Origin of the sequence: Cobetia amphilecti, assembly GCF_020217465.1 — a bacterium.
Lineage (GTDB): Bacteria > Pseudomonadota > Gammaproteobacteria > Pseudomonadales > Halomonadaceae > Cobetia > Cobetia amphilecti.
In genome coordinates, this window is the sequence record NZ_CP084115.1 from 177,999 (window position 1) to 193,200 (window position 15,202).

14 protein-coding genes and 2 tRNA genes are annotated in these 15,202 nt (G+C 61.5%); 15 read left to right on the forward strand and 1 reads right to left on the reverse strand.

Features of this window, described 5'->3' with window-relative positions:
* Window positions 1–68 precede the first annotated feature (68 nt).
* On the forward strand, window positions 69–521 hold the full coding sequence (locus LCW13_RS00795) for a hypothetical protein (RefSeq protein ID WP_043333377.1): 453 nt from the start codon (window positions 69–71) through the stop codon (window positions 519–521).
* A gap of 106 nt (window positions 522–627) precedes the next feature.
* On the opposite strand, the gene yhbY is transcribed toward LCW13_RS00795, so the two are convergent.
* Window positions 628–942: a ribosome assembly RNA-binding protein YhbY gene (yhbY, locus tag LCW13_RS00800; protein ID WP_043333380.1), complete on the reverse strand. Its 315-nt coding sequence runs from the start codon at window positions 940–942 to the stop codon at window positions 628–630.
* A gap of 279 nt (window positions 943–1,221) precedes the next feature.
* Between yhbY and rlmE the strand changes: the two genes are divergently transcribed.
* The 14 genes from rlmE to rpsO all read left to right on the forward strand — a co-directional run bounded on the left by rlmE (window position 1,222) and on the right by rpsO (window position 15,051).
* Window positions 1,222–1,845, forward strand: a complete 624-nt coding sequence (gene rlmE / locus LCW13_RS00805) for a 23S rRNA (uridine(2552)-2'-O)-methyltransferase RlmE (protein ID WP_225347478.1) — start codon at window positions 1,222–1,224, stop codon at window positions 1,843–1,845.
* A 481-nt stretch (window positions 1,846–2,326) separates the two neighbouring features.
* A complete protein-coding gene (ftsH, locus tag LCW13_RS00810; RefSeq protein ID WP_043333382.1) occupies window positions 2,327–4,327 on the forward strand; it encodes an ATP-dependent zinc metalloprotease FtsH in 2,001 nt (666 codons plus the stop codon).
* 426 nt (window positions 4,328–4,753) lie between these two features.
* A complete protein-coding gene (gene folP / locus LCW13_RS00815; protein WP_378080094.1) occupies window positions 4,754–5,647 on the forward strand; it encodes a dihydropteroate synthase in 894 nt (297 codons plus the stop codon).
* Window positions 5,644–6,993 (forward strand): phosphoglucosamine mutase, encoded by a 1,350-nt coding sequence (gene glmM, locus LCW13_RS00820; RefSeq protein ID WP_043333386.1) that lies wholly within the window; start codon window positions 5,644–5,646, stop codon window positions 6,991–6,993. Before folP ends, glmM begins: the two co-directional genes overlap by 4 nt.
* Before the next feature lie 215 nt (window positions 6,994–7,208).
* A complete protein-coding gene (gene tpiA, locus LCW13_RS00825) occupies window positions 7,209–7,955 on the forward strand; it encodes a triose-phosphate isomerase (RefSeq protein WP_043333389.1) in 747 nt (248 codons plus the stop codon).
* 5 nt (window positions 7,956–7,960) lie between these two features.
* Complete coding sequence (gene secG / locus LCW13_RS00830; RefSeq protein ID WP_043333391.1) at window positions 7,961–8,347, forward strand: preprotein translocase subunit SecG; 387 nt, start codon at window positions 7,961–7,963, stop codon at window positions 8,345–8,347.
* Between the two features lie 62 nt (window positions 8,348–8,409).
* Window positions 8,410–8,496 (forward strand) — tRNA-Leu (locus LCW13_RS00835).
* A gap of 103 nt (window positions 8,497–8,599) precedes the next feature.
* Window positions 8,600–8,676 (forward strand) — tRNA-Met (locus tag LCW13_RS00840).
* Window positions 8,677–8,799: 123 nt separating this feature from the next.
* Window positions 8,800–9,258, forward strand: a complete 459-nt coding sequence (gene rimP, locus LCW13_RS00845) for a ribosome maturation factor RimP (protein WP_043333393.1) — start codon at window positions 8,800–8,802, stop codon at window positions 9,256–9,258.
* Window positions 9,259–9,334: 76 nt separating this feature from the next.
* Window positions 9,335–10,828: a transcription termination factor NusA gene (gene nusA / locus LCW13_RS00850; protein WP_043333395.1), complete on the forward strand. Its 1,494-nt coding sequence runs from the start codon at window positions 9,335–9,337 to the stop codon at window positions 10,826–10,828.
* Between the two features lie 28 nt (window positions 10,829–10,856).
* Window positions 10,857–13,301 carry a translation initiation factor IF-2 gene (gene infB / locus LCW13_RS00855; RefSeq protein ID WP_043333398.1) on the forward strand — a complete coding sequence of 815 codons (2,445 nt, stop codon included), beginning with the start codon at window positions 10,857–10,859 and terminating at the stop codon, window positions 13,299–13,301.
* A 27-nt stretch (window positions 13,302–13,328) separates the two neighbouring features.
* Entirely contained in the window at window positions 13,329–13,754 is a 426-nt protein-coding gene (rbfA, locus tag LCW13_RS00860; protein WP_043333400.1) for a 30S ribosome-binding factor RbfA, read from the forward strand.
* Window positions 13,754–14,683 carry a tRNA pseudouridine(55) synthase TruB gene (truB, locus tag LCW13_RS00865; RefSeq protein ID WP_043333402.1) on the forward strand — a complete coding sequence of 310 codons (930 nt, stop codon included), beginning with the start codon at window positions 13,754–13,756 and terminating at the stop codon, window positions 14,681–14,683. Before rbfA ends, truB begins: the two co-directional genes overlap by 1 nt.
* Window positions 14,684–14,781: 98 nt before the next feature.
* A complete protein-coding gene (rpsO, locus tag LCW13_RS00870) occupies window positions 14,782–15,051 on the forward strand; it encodes a 30S ribosomal protein S15 (protein WP_024952154.1) in 270 nt (89 codons plus the stop codon).
* Window positions 15,052–15,202: the final 151 nt, after the last annotated feature.

Sequence of the window (15,202 nt, forward strand, 5' to 3'; positions counted from 1 at the left end):
CCCTGCCGGTAACCCCGGCAGGGCTGTTTTTTTGGCCTGCGGGCACGAAACCCTTCAGGGAGGGAGTAATGGAAGTACAGGGAAGTCAGCCGGAAAAGCGCATCATGGCAACCTCCATGGTGGCCATCTTCATGGTGCTCGGGTTCATGCTGTTCGGGGTGGCATATGTGGTCTCCCAGTCGTTTGCCTATCGGTACACCGGGGACTCGGCGCTGTTGACGCCATCATTGGTCCTCGGGAGTGCCCTGTTGGCGAGGGGAGTTTTCCACCTGGTGATGCCGCTGGCGCACTTCGGTGATCAGGCGCTTTATCTGCGGCCGTCACCACTCATGGGGTGTCGCAAGATCGATTATGAGCTGATCGAGGATTTCACCTTCGACAAGAAGACGCTGGTCATCAAGTATCGCGATGCCGGCAACGGTGATGGGGAGTCCAGAAAGACTACACTCAAGCGTCATCAGGTCACCCAGCGGGCGCTGGACGACATCACCTTCGAGCTGAATCAGCGCGTCAGGTCGTGATTGTCAGCAACAGAAAACAGAAACGCCGCCCTCGATGAGGGCGGCGTTTCTGTCTGCGGCAGGCGTGGCGTGCGAGGTGAGCCTCGTCAGGCCTGGGCCCGGCGGCTTACTTCTCGCTGAAGCGCTGTACGTTCGACAGCTTCGGCTTGGCCTGCGGGTTGCGGCGATACAGCAGAGCGATCTTGCCGATGCTCTGGATCAGGGTCGCGCCGGTTTCGCTGCACAGGTGGCGAGCCACCTCGCCGCGCGCTTCGCGATCGTTGATCGCCAGCTTCAGCTTGATCAGTTCGTGATCGTGCAGTGCGCGCTCCAGTTCGGTCACGACGCCTTCGGAAAGGCCGTTTTCCGAGACGGTGACGATCGGGTCAAGATGGTGCCCGATGCTGCGAAATGCTTTCTTTTGTGACTGTGACAAGCTCATGGTATCGTAAAGTTTCCCTGTTGGCGTCCGATGGGAGCGGGGAGCGTAGCGAAAGACAGGGTCGACTCCAGGGCTTGAAATCCAGGGGTGTGAACCCGTCTGTTGCGCAGGCAATGTCTGTGCCCACGGGCGGAACCGCGCGCAGGACCCGCCATTCTACTCCATGACGACGCTCATGACACGACCCGTGCGCAAGCTTGCCACGCCTTTCGTGTCGTCGTTATCCCCCGCGCTATCTCCCGCCAGTATTCGATTTTCCCCGACATTCCAGGTGACAACGTGGCTCACCCCAGCAAGAGCAGTGCTGGCTGGATGAAGGAACACTTTGATGACGCCTATGTCCAGCGCAGCTGGGCCGACGGTTATCGTTCCCGTGCCAGCTACAAACTGATTGAAATCGATGACAAGGACCGCCTGCTCAAGCCGGGCGCCACCGTCATCGACCTCGGCGCAGCCCCCGGTGGCTGGAGCCAGATCGCCGCGGACCGCGTCGGCATGGAAGGCGTGGTCATCGCCTCCGACATTCTCGAGATGGACGCCCTGGCCGGTGTCGACTTCATTCAGGGCGACTTCACCGAAGAGGCCGTGCTGAACCAGATTCTGGCTACCCTGGGTGACCGCCCGGTGGACCTCGTGATCTCCGACATGGCGCCCAACATGAGCGGCATGAGCGCGATCGATCAGCCTGCCGGCATGTATCTGGTCGAGCTGGCGCTGGATCTGGCGCGCCAGACCCTCAAGCCGGGTGGCAATTTCCTGGTCAAGGTCTTCCAGGGCGAGGGCTTCGATGCCTATCTGAAGGATATGCGCGGCAGCTTCAAGAAGGTCGTGACCCGCAAGCCGGAAGCGTCGCGTGCACGCTCACGCGAAGTCTATCTGCTGGGGCAGGGCTTCAAGGGCTGATGGTCAGTGTCCTTGCATGCCGCTGCACGCGGCAGGCATCGGCTCGCGGTGGCGAGATTTCCACGTTGCTGGTCGCATGCTTCATCGCGGGTTAAGGCGAGCCATGCGATGCTCGTCCAGACTGGCGCCAATGTGTCCGGGCGAGTCGCAGCGCTGGCTGATGCAGGCTGTCTATCGGCGCAATAGTCCATTGTCGGGCTTTAAGCAATGGTTGCCAGCCCCCATCTGGTGTAGTGTCGATATCATTGGGTCTTGAGTACGATGGGCCAGTGACAGTTCGGTGGGTTTCAATGCCTTACCGATGCTGGCAGGCAAGTAGCACAATGCACGGCAAGCTTTGAGTGACTCGGTAGGCGAAGTGGCGCGTTGCGCTGACTTGATACCCCGCAGGCACGATCAGATAGCATGGCAGGCCACCACAAGACGGCAGTCGGAGTATTCACGGCATGCCAAGACAGATTCATGCAATGAGGGTGTCCCCTTGAACGACATGGCGAAGAACCTGATTCTCTGGTTGATCATCGCAGCAGTGCTGCTGACGGTGTTCAACAACTTCAGCGTCGATACCTCGCCGCAGGCGATGAACTATTCACAGTTCGTCCAGCAGGTGCAGAACGACCGGATCAAGAGTGTGACCATCGATGGTTACACCATTGAGGGTGAGCGGGCCGATGGCTCCAGCTTCACCACCATCCGGCCGGCGGCGTCCGATCCCAAGCTGATGGATGACCTGCTTGCCAACAAGGTGGAGGTCATCGGCAAGAAGCCTGAGCAGCAGTCGCTGTGGACACGCCTGTTGATTGCCAGCTTCCCGATTCTGATCATTCTGGCCATCTTCATGTTCTTCATGCGCCAGATGCAGGGTGGCGGCGCCGGCAAGGGTGGCCCGATGAGCTTCGGCAAGTCCAAGGCCAAGCTGCTGAGCCAGGACCAGATCAAGACCACCTTCAGCGACGTCGCAGGCTGTGACGAAGCGAAGGAAGAGGTCGAGGAGCTGGTCGACTTCCTCAAGGACCCCAGCAAGTTCCAGCGTCTTGGCGGTCAGATTCCGCGTGGCGTCCTGATGGTAGGCCCGCCGGGTACCGGCAAGACCCTGCTCGCCAAGGCAATCGCCGGTGAAGCCAAGGTGCCGTTCTTCAGCATCTCCGGTTCTGACTTCGTCGAGATGTTCGTCGGTGTCGGTGCCTCCCGTGTGCGTGACATGTTCGAGCAGGCCAAGAAGCAGGCGCCGTGCATCATCTTCATCGATGAGATCGACGCCGTCGGCCGTCACCGTGGTTCCGGCATGGGCGGTGGTCACGATGAGCGTGAGCAGACCCTGAACCAGCTGCTGGTCGAGATGGATGGCTTCGAGGCGAACGACGGCATCATCGTCATCGCCGCGACCAACCGTCCTGACGTGCTTGACCCCGCGCTGCTGCGTCCGGGCCGCTTCGACCGTCAGGTGACCGTCGCACTGCCGGACATTCGTGGTCGCGAGCACATCCTCGGCGTTCACCTGCGCAAGGTGCCGATGGGCGATGACGTCGTGCCGGTCAACATTGCACGTGGTACGCCGGGCTTCTCCGGTGCGGACCTGGCCAACCTGGTCAATGAAGCCGCCCTGTTCGCCGCGCGTCGCAACAAGCGTCTGGTCGGCATGGAAGAGCTGGAGCTGGCCAAGGACAAGATCATGATGGGCGCCGAGCGCAAATCGATGGTCATGTCCGAGAAGGAGAAGCGCAACACGGCCTATCACGAGTCTGGCCACGCCATCATCGGTCTGGTGATGCCCGAGCATGATCCGGTCTACAAGGTGTCGATCATTCCGCGCGGTCGTGCGCTGGGTGTGACGATGTTCCTGCCGGAAGAGGATCGCTACAGCTACTCGCGTCAGCAGATCATCAGTCAGATCTGCTCGCTGTTCGGCGGTCGTATCGCCGAAGAGATGACGCTGGGCCCGAACGGTGTCACCACCGGCGCGTCCAACGACATCAAGCGTGCTACCGAGCTTGCCCACAACATGGTCGCCAAGTGGGGTCTCTCCAGCGAGATGGGCCCGATCATGTACGACGAGGACGAGTCCCATCAGTTCCTCGGTGGCCCGGGTCAGGGTGGCGGCAAGCTGAAGTCTGGCGACACCACCTCGCGTCTCGACAAGGAAGTGCGTCGTATCATCGACGAGTGCTACGCCAAGGCGCAGCAGATTCTGGAAGAGAATCGCGACAAGCTGGATGCGATGACCGAAGCGCTGATGACCTACGAGACCATCGATGCCGAGCAGCTGGCGGACATCATGGCAGGTCGTGCTCCGCGTCCGCCGAAGGACTGGGGTGGCCCGGCGAGCGGCGGTGACGGTGGCCTGGTGGCCCCGGTTGCCGACACTCCGAAGGCGGAAGCGCCGGAAGCTCCCAAGACGGATGATGACGCTGATGGCAGTGAAGATGACGACAGCAACCGCCGTCGCCCGTCTGATCCGCTGGGTGGTCCGAGCGGTCATTGATGTACGCCTGATGCAGGCCTGATGTAGGCCTGATGTAAGCATAAGGGGCGCCCGATATCGCATGCGATGTCTGAGCCTCTGAAAGGAAAAACGCCCGACTGGCTTACCAGTCGGGCGTTTTCTTGTCTGCAGTAATGGTGACCTGTACCGCTGCAGCAAGGACGCTGGTGAAGTTAAGGTGCTGCTGATGAGTGGCCTACGCCGTGGTGTGACGGCGTCGACTCATGTCTCTGCACGGGCATTGTCAGCGCCATGATGAGCGTGGGGTGAAAGGTCTGAGCCAATGGCGTTGCCATCTGCTGACGCCCCGTGTGGTGGCCATTCCACGCCTTGCGCGCCATGGGCTGGCTCTTTAAAGTGGTGCCCAATCATTTCTGACCGGGCTGCGAAGTCACCTTCACGCCTCTCTCGCCTGCATGGAATGCCATGACGAATTCTGCCTTGAGTACGCCTCTCGAGCCTCGAGTGGGCCATCTGATGTCATTGGAGTGCGCTGGACACCTTCTCGATCTCTCGCGTCCGCGGGTGATGGGGATTCTCAACGTGACGCCGGATTCCTTCTCGGATGGCGGCCGCAGCGCGACTCTGGACGCCGCGCTGCGCAATGCCGAGCAGATGCTGGCCGATGGTGCCGCGATGATCGATGTCGGCGGTGAGTCGACGCGACCCGGAGCGACGCCGGTCAGCACCGAAGAAGAGCTTGAGCGGGTCTGCCCGGTGGTGGAGCGGCTGGTGAGCGAGCTGGGCGCATTGGTGAGCATCGATACCAGCAACCCGCAAGTCATGCGCGAAACCGCACGGCTGGGGGCCGGCATGATCAATGACGTGCGTGCGCTGAATCGAGACGGCGCGCTGGAGGCCGCCGCTGACAGCGGCCTGCCCGTCTGTCTGATGCACATGCGCGGCGAGCCGGACACCATGCAGCAGGATACGCATTATGCTCAGTCCATCGAGCAGGAAGTCCGGACGTTCCTAGCGGCGCGTATCGCGGCCTGTGAGGCGGCGGGCATTGCGCGTGAGCGACTGCTACTGGACCCCGGCTTCGGCTTCGGCAAGTCACTGCAAGACAATCTGCGCCTGTATCACCGCATGGCGCAGTTGCATGAATTCAACCTCCCGCTGCTGATCGGCACGTCACGCAAGAGCATGATCGGCAATGCCCTCGGGCGCGCGGTAGAGGATCGCTTGGCTGGTAACCTGGCACTGACGGCATTGGCCGTTCGTGACGGGGCCAGACTGTTTCGCGTTCACGACGTGGCCCCGACTGTCGACGCTGTCGACATGGCATGGGCCGTGCTACAGGAAGGCACGATACGATGAGTCGACGTTATTTTGGTACGGATGGTATTCGCGGCACGGTCGGGGAATTCCCCATCACGCCAGACTTCATGCTCAAGCTGGGCTGGGCGGCAGGCCGCGTGTTTGCCCGTCACGGCCGCGGCAAGGTATTGATCGGCAAGGACACGCGCATCTCGGGCTACATGTTCGAATCCGCGCTCGAGTCCGGCCTTTCGGCAGCGGGCGTCGATGTGTCCCTGCTCGGCCCGATGCCGACGCCGGGGATCGCCTATCTGACGCGCACCTTCCGCGCCGATGCCGGCATCGTCATCTCGGCCTCCCACAACGCCTATCCGGACAACGGCATCAAGTTCTTCTCCGCTGCCGGCACCAAGCTGGATGATGCGCTGGAAGCCGAGATCGAAGCCGAGCTGGACCGCGACATCGTGATCGTCGGCCCGGACAGCCTGGGCAAGGCGTCACGCATCCAGGATGCGGCCGGTCGCTATATCGAATTCTGCAAGTCCACGCTGCCGGGCCGTCTGGGCCTGCACGGCATGAAGGTGGTGCTGGATTGCGCGCATGGTGCGACCTATCACATCGCGCCGAACGTCTTCCGTGAGCTGGGTGCCAAGGTCAGCGTCATCGGCGGTGAGCCGGATGGCCTCAACATCAATCAGGGCGTCGGCTCCACGCACCCGCAGGCGCTGCGCGCGGCCGTCATCGAGCAGGGCGCCGATCTGGGCGTGGCCTTCGATGGGGATGGTGACCGCCTGATCCTGGTCGATGCCGATGGCCGTGTCATCGATGGTGACGACATCCTCTACATGATCGCGCGTGACCGTCACGAGCGCGGTGTGCTGGGCGGCGGTGTCGTCGGCACCCTGATGTCCAACTTCGGTCTGGCGGCTGCGCTGGAAGGCCTGGGAATTCCCTTCGAGCGTGCCAAGGTCGGTGACCGCTACGTCATCGAGCGTCTGGAAGCCAATGGCTGGCAGCTGGGTGGCGAATCCTCCGGTCACATCGTCTGCAGCCATATCCAGAGCACCGGTGATGGCATCGTCTCGGCGCTGCAGGTGCTGGCGATCATGGCGCGTGAAGAGTGCTCGCTCAGCGAGTTGCTGGTCGGCTTCGAAAAGGCCCCGCAGGCGCTGATCAATGTGCGTCTGGCGCCGGGTTGTGACAACAAGGCACTGATGGCGGCGGATGCCGTGCAGGCCGCGGTGGTCGAAGTGGAACAGACGCTGGGCAATGAAGGGCGCGTGCTGCTGCGTCCCAGCGGTACGGAACCGCTGATTCGCGTCATGGTCGAAGGGCGTCCGCACTTCGATGTCGATGCGCTGGCGGGTCAGATCGCCGCGACGGTCGAATCCAGCATGTCGGCGTGATGCGCTGACATGGCAGCTCGCCGGGGCGACGGTTCACGTCGCTGAGCGGTCGGGTTGCACAGGACGACAACAGGCGCCGAGTGCGCCTGTTGTCGTTTCTGGCAGTTGCCCCGAGCCTGATCGCGCCGGATCACGGGGCTTGACAGGGGTCGCGAAGGTTGTCAGTCAAGGGCGGCTCCATTACCATCCTCGCACTGCTCACAAGGGAGAAGCACATGCGTACACCGCTGATTGCCGGAAACTGGAAGATGAATGGTGATCTTGCCCTGGTCGATGAGTTTGCCCGGGGCCTGCAGGCGGCTGAGCTGCCGCAGGGCATTCAGGTGGCGCTGGCAGTGCCTTTCCCTTATCTGAGCGCCGCTCGCGCGAGCATGCCTGTGAGCGTGGCGCTGGCGGGGCAGACGCTGAACCCGGCGAGCGAAGGTGCCTTTACCGGCGAAGTGGCGGGTCAGATGCTCAAGGATGTCGGTGCCGCGATGGTGCTGGTCGGTCACTCGGAGCGTCGAAGCCTGTATGCTGAAGACGATGCGGCGGTGCTGGCGCGTGTCGAGGCGGCGCTTGCCGCTGGCCTCACGCCGGTGCTGTGCGTCGGTGAGACGCTCGAGGAGCGTGAAGCCGGTGATACGGAGCGTGTCGTGCTGGGGCAGCTGGAGGCGGTGTTCTCCGCGCTCTCCGCCGATGCGCGCACACGTCTGGTCGTCGCCTATGAGCCCGTCTGGGCCATCGGTACCGGGCGCACCGCCTCGCCCCAGCAGGCGCAGGAGGTCCATGCGGCCATTCGCGCGCGCCTGGCCGAGTGGTCTGCCTCGCTCGCCGAGGCAATGCAATTGTTGTACGGCGGCAGCATGAAAGCTGCCAATGCCGCCGAGCTGCTTGCGCAGCCGGATATCGACGGCGGTCTCGTGGGCGGTGCCTCGCTCCAGATCGACGAATTCCTAGCCATTTGCCAGTCTGCAGGTTGAATCTCATGCAAGTAGCCGTTCTGATGGTCCATGTGGTACTCGCGGTCGCGCTGATCGTGCTCGTCCTTCTCCAGCAGGGCAAGGGTGCCGAAGCTGGCGCTGCCTTTGGTGGCGGTGGTGCTTCCCAGACCGTTTTCGGGTCCAGCGGTAGCGGCAACTTCCTCGCGCGCTTCACGGGTGTTCTGGCCGCGGGCTTCTTCGCGACCTCTCTGACACTGGCCTGGTTCGCGTCCAACGCCAACCAGCCGTCAGTCGAAGCGGGCATTCCGAATGCCAGCGTGATCGAGCAGCAGAAAAATTCACTGCCATCACTTGACGACTCCGAGGAAAGTGTGGAGAATACGTCGCCAGTGCTTGAGGAAAGCGGCAACGCAGACCAACCAGCACTCTAAGGAATTCAAGGCGTTAACTTTGAATTCTTCCGGGTAACGTCTCAGGCGATACCCGCCCCCGTGCCGAAGTGGTGGAATTGGTAGACACGCTATCTTGAGGGGGTAGTGACCTTATGGTCGTGGGGGTTCAAGTCCCCCCTTCGGCACCATCTTGTTAGATCGATTGGCAGTCTGGACGCAACTCTGCCACCTTGGAAAGACGTCATTCCTTGACCTCCTTTTTCGGTGACATTACCATCGTCCGACTATTGTTGCGGGGTGGAGCAGTCTGGTAGCTCGTCGGGCTCATAACCCGAAGGTCATCGGTTCAAATCCGGTCCCCGCTACCAAGTTTCTTGAAAGGCCCCTTCCTATGAAGGGGCTTTTTGTTAGCACCAGTGCCAATCAGCCACCTAGCTCTCTTCTCTACTCCCGGTCAGGTGCCTGATGCAACTGCTGTAGGAGCCTCGTCTGTGTCAACCAAGGACGCTGCGCTTAACGCGCTTATCGATCCAGTCGTCTCTGCTCTGGGCTTCGAGCTCTGGGGTATCGACTATCTCTCCCAAGGCAAGCAGTCCCGTCTGGTGATCTATATCGACCATCCCGATGGCATTACCGTGGACAACTGCGCAAACGTCAGTCGTCAGGTGGGTGCCGTACTGGATGTCGAAGACCCCATTACCGGTCAGTTCCAGCTTGAAGTCTCGTCTCCAGGCATGGATCGTCCGTTGTTCACGCTTGACCAGTACGAGCGCTACATCGGTCACGTGGTGGCACTGCGACTTCGCCAGGCCTTCGATGGCCAGCGCAAGTTCCAGGGGCTGGTGACTGGCACCGAAGACGGTGATGTCGTGATCCGGGTCGATGAAGAAGAATACTGCTTTCCCATTGAAAGCATCGACCAGGCACGCATTGTGCCGCAGTTCAAATAACTGACGTTGTCGGCACACCGCTCGCGTTGCGAGCCCGGGTCGATGCGCAAGGACAGGTTTCTGGCGAGGCAAAGTCATGAGCAAAGAGATTCTGCTGGTCGTTGACGCCATCTCCAACGAGAAAGGCGTGCCGCGGGATGTGATTTTCGAAGCCGTCGAAGCGGCATTGGCTTCGGCGTCACGCAAGCGTTTCGATCAGGAAGAGGCGGATATCCGCGTCAAGATCGATCGTGTCACCGGTGATTACGCGACCTACCGTCGCTGGACCGTCGTCGAAGACGACGAGTTCGAGACGCCGGACTACGAGATCAAGGCCAGCATCGCCGAACAGCGCGAAGAGCCGCTGGCGCTGGGTGCCGTGGTCGAGAAGCAGATCGAATCCGAAGCGTTCGGTCGCATCGCTGCACAGACCGCCAAGCAGGTCATCGTGCAGAAGGTGCGCGAGGCCGAGCGTGCGGAAGTGGTGCGCCTTTACGCCGAGCGTGAAGGTGAGCTGGTCGCGGGTATCGTCAAGAAGACGACACGTGATGGCCTCATCATCGATCTGGGCGACAACGCCGAAGGCTTCCTGCCGCGCGGTGAGATGATTCACGGCGAGCGCTACCGCTTGAACGAGCGGGTTCGTGCCCTGCTGTGGAAAGTCGACGCGGATGCTCGTGGTTCTCAGCTGATCCTGTCGCGTACGCGTCCTGAGCTGATCATCGAGCTGTTCAAGATCGAAGTCCCGGAAATCGCCGAGCAGCTGATCGAGATCAAGGGTGCTGCCCGTGATCCGGGCTCGCGCGCCAAGATCGCGGTCAAGAGCAACGACAAGCGTATCGATCCGATCGGTGCCTGTGTCGGCATGCGTGGTTCACGCGTGCAGGCCGTGTCCAATGAACTACGTAACGAACGCGTGGATATCATCCTGTGGGATGACAATCCTGCCCAGCTCGTCATCAACGCCATGGCGCCGGCAGATGTCGGTTCCATTCTGGTCGACGAAGACACCCATTCCATGGATGTCGCTGTCGCTGCGGACAACCTGGCTCAGGCCATCGGCCGCAGCGGTCAGAACGTTCGTCTGGCCAGTGAGCTGACCGGTTGGCAGCTCAACGTCATGACCGAGGCGGAAGCCGAGGGCAAGCGCGAGCAGGAAATCGACAGTTTCGTCGAATATTTCATCACTCATCTCGAGATTGAAGAGGATCTAGCCCGTGTCCTGGTGGACGAGGGCTTCACCTCACTCGAGGAAATCGCCTATGTCCCGCTCGAGGAAATGCTCGAGGTCGAGGGCTTTGACCAGGATCTGGTCGAGGAGCTGCGCGCTCGGGCCAAGGATGAACTGCTGAATCTCGCCATCGCCACTGAAGAGCAACTGGACGGCGCACAGCCGGCCGAAGACCTGCTCAACATGGAAGGCATGGAGAGTCATCTGGCATACATCCTGGCCAGCAAGGGTATCGTCACCATGGAAGACCTTGCTGAGCAGGCCATCGATGATCTGAAAGACATCGATGGCGTCGACGAAGAGCGAGCAGCGGCGTTGATCATGACCGCCCGCGCGCCCTGGTTCGCAAGCGAACAGTAACTAGGTCACGGGCTCAGGAGGGTCGTACATGTCAGAAATGACAGTCAAAGAATTCGCCAAGAAGGTGGGCCGCGAGTCAGCCCGCCTACTGGAACAGATGCATGAAGCGGGTCTGAAGCACAAGTCAGAGAACGACGCCGTCTCTGAGGTCGACAAGCAGAAGTTGCTTGATCACCTCACCAAGAGCCACGGTGGTGGCGCCGCTCCGGCAGCGCCCAAGAACCGCATTACCCTGACCCGCAAGACCAAGTCTCGCATCAACACGGGTAGCGGTCGCGGCAAGTCCATCGAGGTGCAGGTGCGCAAGAAGCGTACCTACGTCAAAGAGGGCGAAGAGCAGGCTGCAGAAGCGCCGGCTGCTGCTGCACCGGCAGCTGCCGTTGCGGACAAGCCGGCTGCGGCACCGCAGCGCGAAGAGCGTCGTGGCAATGACAACCGTCGCGAAGAGCGTCCGCGTCAGAGTGCACCGGCTGCTGCCGCTGCACCGGCCGCCGACGCTGCGCCGGAAGTCAATGCGCCGCCGAAGGAGCCGCGTGGTGATGCACCGCGTCGCGCCAAGGCTGCGCCGCGTGATGAATCACGTGATCGTCGCGAAGCCCGTGAAGACCGTAGCGAACGCAAGCGTGGCGGGGCCAAGAAGGTCAAGCGCGCCGAGCGTCGCGGTGGTCGTCGTGGTGGCCGTGATGCCAACCGTCAGCCGCCGAAGCCGGTCCAGACCTTCGTCCGTGAAGTCTCCATCCCTGAGTCCATCTCAGTGGCAGACCTCGCCGACAAGATGGCCGTCAAGGCGTCTGAAGTGATCAAGACCATGTTCAACATGGGCGCTGCGGTCACCATCAACCAGACGATCGATCAGGAAACCGCGACCATCGTGGTCGAGGAAATGGGCCACACGCCCAAGCTGATCAAGGATGACGCACTCGAGACAGCCGTTCTCGAAGGCATCTCCTACGAAGGTGAGCAGATCACCCGCGCGCCGGTCGTTACCGTCATGGGTCACGTCGACCACGGCAAGACCTCGCTGCTGGATTATATCCGCCGCACCAAGGTTGCCACAGGTGAAGCGGGTGGTATCACCCAGCACATCGGTGCCTACCACGTCGAACACGACAACGGTGACATCACCTTCCTGGATACCCCGGGCCACGCGGCGTTCACCGCCATGCGTGCTCGTGGTGCCAAGGCGACCGACGTCGTCATCCTGGTGGTGGCTGCCGATGATGGCGTGATGCCGCAGACCATCGAGGCTGTCGAGCACTCCAAGGCCGCGGGTGTCCCGATGGTCGTGGCGGTGAACAAGATCGACAAGCCGGGTGCTGATCCGGACCGCGTCAAGAATGAGCTGTCCCAGCACGGTGTCATCTCCGAGGAATGGGGTGGTGATACCCAGTTCGTCCACGTTTCCGCCAAGACCGGCGAAAACATCGACGCGCTGCTCGAAGGTGTCCTGCTGGTCTCCGAAGTTCTCGAACTTCAGGCCGTGCCGTCCGCGCCGGGTAAAGGCGTCGTGGTCGAGTCCCGTCTCGACAAGGGCCGTGGCCCGGTCGCGACCGTGCTGGTCCAGAACGGTACGCTGAAGAAGGGCGATATCGTCCTCGCCGGCCTGCATTACGGCCGTGTGCGTGCGCTGATCAACGAACTCGGCAAGCAGGTCGATTCCGTGGGTCCGGCCATGCCGGTCGAGATCCAGGGCCTGGGTGGCACGCCGGACGCCGGTGAAGAGTTCACCGTGGTCCCGGACGAGAAGAAGGCACGTGAAGTCGCCAACTTCCGTCAGGGCAAGTACCGCGAAGTGCGCCTGGCACGTCAGCAGAAGGCCAAGCTGGAGAACATGTTCTCCCAGATGGGTCAGGACGAAGTCGCCAAGGTCAACGTCGTCCTCAAGGCCGATGTGCAGGGTTCTCTGGAAGCCATCCGTGGCGCGCTGGAAGAGCTCTCCACCGAAGAAGTCAAGGTGGCCGTGGTCTCTTCCGGTGTCGGTGGTATCACCGGTACCGATGCCAACCTGGCACTCGCTTCCGAAGCGATCCTGGTCGGCTTCAACGTCCGTGCTGACGCCTCCGCGCGTGAGATCGTCGAACGTGAAGGTCTGGATCTGCGCTACTACAGCGTCATCTACCAGCTGATCGACGAGGTCAAGCTGGCCATGACTGGCATGCTGGCACCGGAATTCCGCGAGCAGATCGTCGGTGTTGCCGAAGTGCGCGATGTCTTCAAGGCACCGAAGATCGGCGCGATCGCCGGTTGTATGGTCGTCGAAGGCAACATGTACCGCTCCAAGCGCATCCGCGTGCTGCGTGACAACGTGGTCATCTATGAAGGCGAGCTGGAATCCCTGCGTCGCTTCAAGGATGACGTCAACGAAGTCCGCAACGGCATGGAATGTGGTATCGGCGTCAAGAACTACAACGACGTGCAGGTTGGCGACAAGATCGAGGTGTTCGACCAGATCCAGGTCGAGCGCACGCTCTGATAGCGCCCCTGCAAGGAGAGATCACGGATGCGTGAATACAGCCGTACTGACCGCGTGGCGGACCAGATCCAGCAAGAGCTCGCGCTGTTGATTCAGCGCGAGGTCAAGGACCCGCGCCTTGGCATGCTGACGGTCAGCGCCGCCAAGGTCAGCCGCGACCTGTCCTACTCCGATGTCTACGTGACCCTGCTGGGTGACGACAGCCCGGAACGCATCAAGGAAAACCTCGCCGTGCTCAAGCGCGCGGCAGGTTTCCTGCGCTCCCAGCTGGCGCGCACCATTCAGCTGCGTCACGTGCCGGAACTGCGTTTTCATTACGATGAAAGCGTCGTTCGTGGCCATCACCTGTCCTCACTGATCAACGATGCGGTCGCTGACGATCGCAAGCGCAGTGCTGAACGCGGTGATGACGACAGCGAAGATGGTGCCCCGGGCACCACGCCGGACGCCTGATGGCGCGTCGTCGTCGCGGCTTGCCGATCGATGGCGTTCTGTTGCTGGACAAGCCCAAGGGCATGTCCAGCAACTATGCGCTTCAGAAGGCTCGTCGCCTCTACCAGGCGCAGAAGGCCGGTCATACCGGCACGCTCGACCCGATGGCGACCGGCTTGTTGCCGGTCTGCTTCGGGGAAGCGACCAAGTTCTCCTCGCATCTTCTCGAGGCAGACAAGGTCTATCGGGCACGGATCAAGTTTGGCCAGGTCACCGATACCGGTGATGCGGAAGGCACGGTGATTCGCGAGCGGGAGATTCCCGAGATTGCGCAGGCCGAGCTGGACGCGGTGCTGGACAGGTTCCGTGGCGAGATAGATCAGGTACCGCCGATGTACTCCGCGCTCAAGCACCAGGGACGTCCGCTCTATGAGCTGGCGCGCCAGGGGATTGAAATCGAGCGTGCAGTCCGTCGCGTTACCATCTACAATATGGCGCTTCTTGCGCGGCACTCCGATGGCATCGAGATCGAAGTGGCGGTCAGCAAGGGTACCTACATACGCAGTCTGGCCGAGGATATCGGCGAGGCGCTGGGCTGTGGAGCCCACCTCACGGCACTGCGTCGTCTCAAGACGGGCCCGTTCACGGGTGATGCCATGCTGGATTTCGAGCGCCTCGAGGCGCTGGCTGACCAGCAGGCACGTGAAGGCGTTCTGTTACCTGTCGACATCCTGCTCGATCATCTCCCGTGTCTCGACATCACTGCCGAGATGGCGCGGATGATATTGCGTGGTCAACAGGCTGAAACGACGACAGGGTCGCTGGAAGTGGACTCCCTGGCTCGTGTGTATCAGGACCAGCAGTTGCTCGGGCTGGTCCGGATTGCGGCGGAGGGCGTCATCGCTCCTCGCCGACTGCTCAGTTCTGCCGTCGAGGCGGCGGCTGGGTGAGCTGATTGCGGCCTCGCCGCAAGCCGCATGAAGACTGCAAATATGCGTGGTCTTCGACATTTCTAATCTATCAAGCATATTGCTTACTGGAGAGACAGATGGCACTTACCGCTGAGAAGAAGGCTGAGATCGTTACCGAATTCGGCCGTGGCGAGAACGACACCGGTTCCCCGGAAGTTCAGGTTGCTCTGCTGAGCGCCAACATTGATGGCCTGCAGGGTCACTTCAAGGCCAACAAGCAGGATCACCACTCCCGTCGTGGTCTGATCCGCATGGTCAACCAGCGCCGCAAGCTGCTTGACTACCTCAAGCGCAAGGACTTCGAGCGTTACACCGCTCTGATCCAGCGTCTGGGTCTGCGTCGCTAATCAGCGATGTTGCCGCCATGCACTTCGGTGCATGGCGGGCCCCCGGTGGGCACAGGAAAACCGACACTGCCTGCGGGCGGTGTCGGTTTTTTTGTGCCTGATACCGAGGTGATCCGGGCTTCAGATCAGAGGCTCGACCCGCGCTGCAGCC

Bases quoted from the DNA above. Each gene is read 5' to 3' on its own strand.
- LCW13_RS00795 (WP_043333377.1), top strand. From the start codon at position 69: ATGGAAGTACAGGGAAGTCAGCCGGAAAAGCGCATCATGGCAACCTCC.
- yhbY (WP_043333380.1), bottom strand. From the start codon at position 942: ATGAGCTTGTCACAGTCACAAAAGAAAGCATTTCGCAGCATCGGGCAC.
- folP (WP_378080094.1), top strand. From the start codon at position 4,754: ATGACGAATTCTGCCTTGAGTACGCCTCTCGAGCCTCGAGTGGGCCAT.
- glmM (WP_043333386.1), top strand. From the start codon at position 5,644: ATGAGTCGACGTTATTTTGGTACGGATGGTATTCGCGGCACGGTCGGG.
- tpiA (WP_043333389.1), top strand. From the start codon at position 7,209: ATGCGTACACCGCTGATTGCCGGAAACTGGAAGATGAATGGTGATCTT.
- secG (WP_043333391.1), top strand. From the start codon at position 7,961: ATGCAAGTAGCCGTTCTGATGGTCCATGTGGTACTCGCGGTCGCGCTG.
- nusA (WP_043333395.1), top strand. From the start codon at position 9,335: ATGAGCAAAGAGATTCTGCTGGTCGTTGACGCCATCTCCAACGAGAAA.
- infB (WP_043333398.1), top strand. From the start codon at position 10,857: ATGTCAGAAATGACAGTCAAAGAATTCGCCAAGAAGGTGGGCCGCGAG.
- rbfA (WP_043333400.1), top strand. From the start codon at position 13,329: ATGCGTGAATACAGCCGTACTGACCGCGTGGCGGACCAGATCCAGCAA.
- truB (WP_043333402.1), top strand. From the start codon at position 13,754: ATGGCGCGTCGTCGTCGCGGCTTGCCGATCGATGGCGTTCTGTTGCTG.
- rpsO (WP_024952154.1), top strand. From the start codon at position 14,782: ATGGCACTTACCGCTGAGAAGAAGGCTGAGATCGTTACCGAATTCGGC.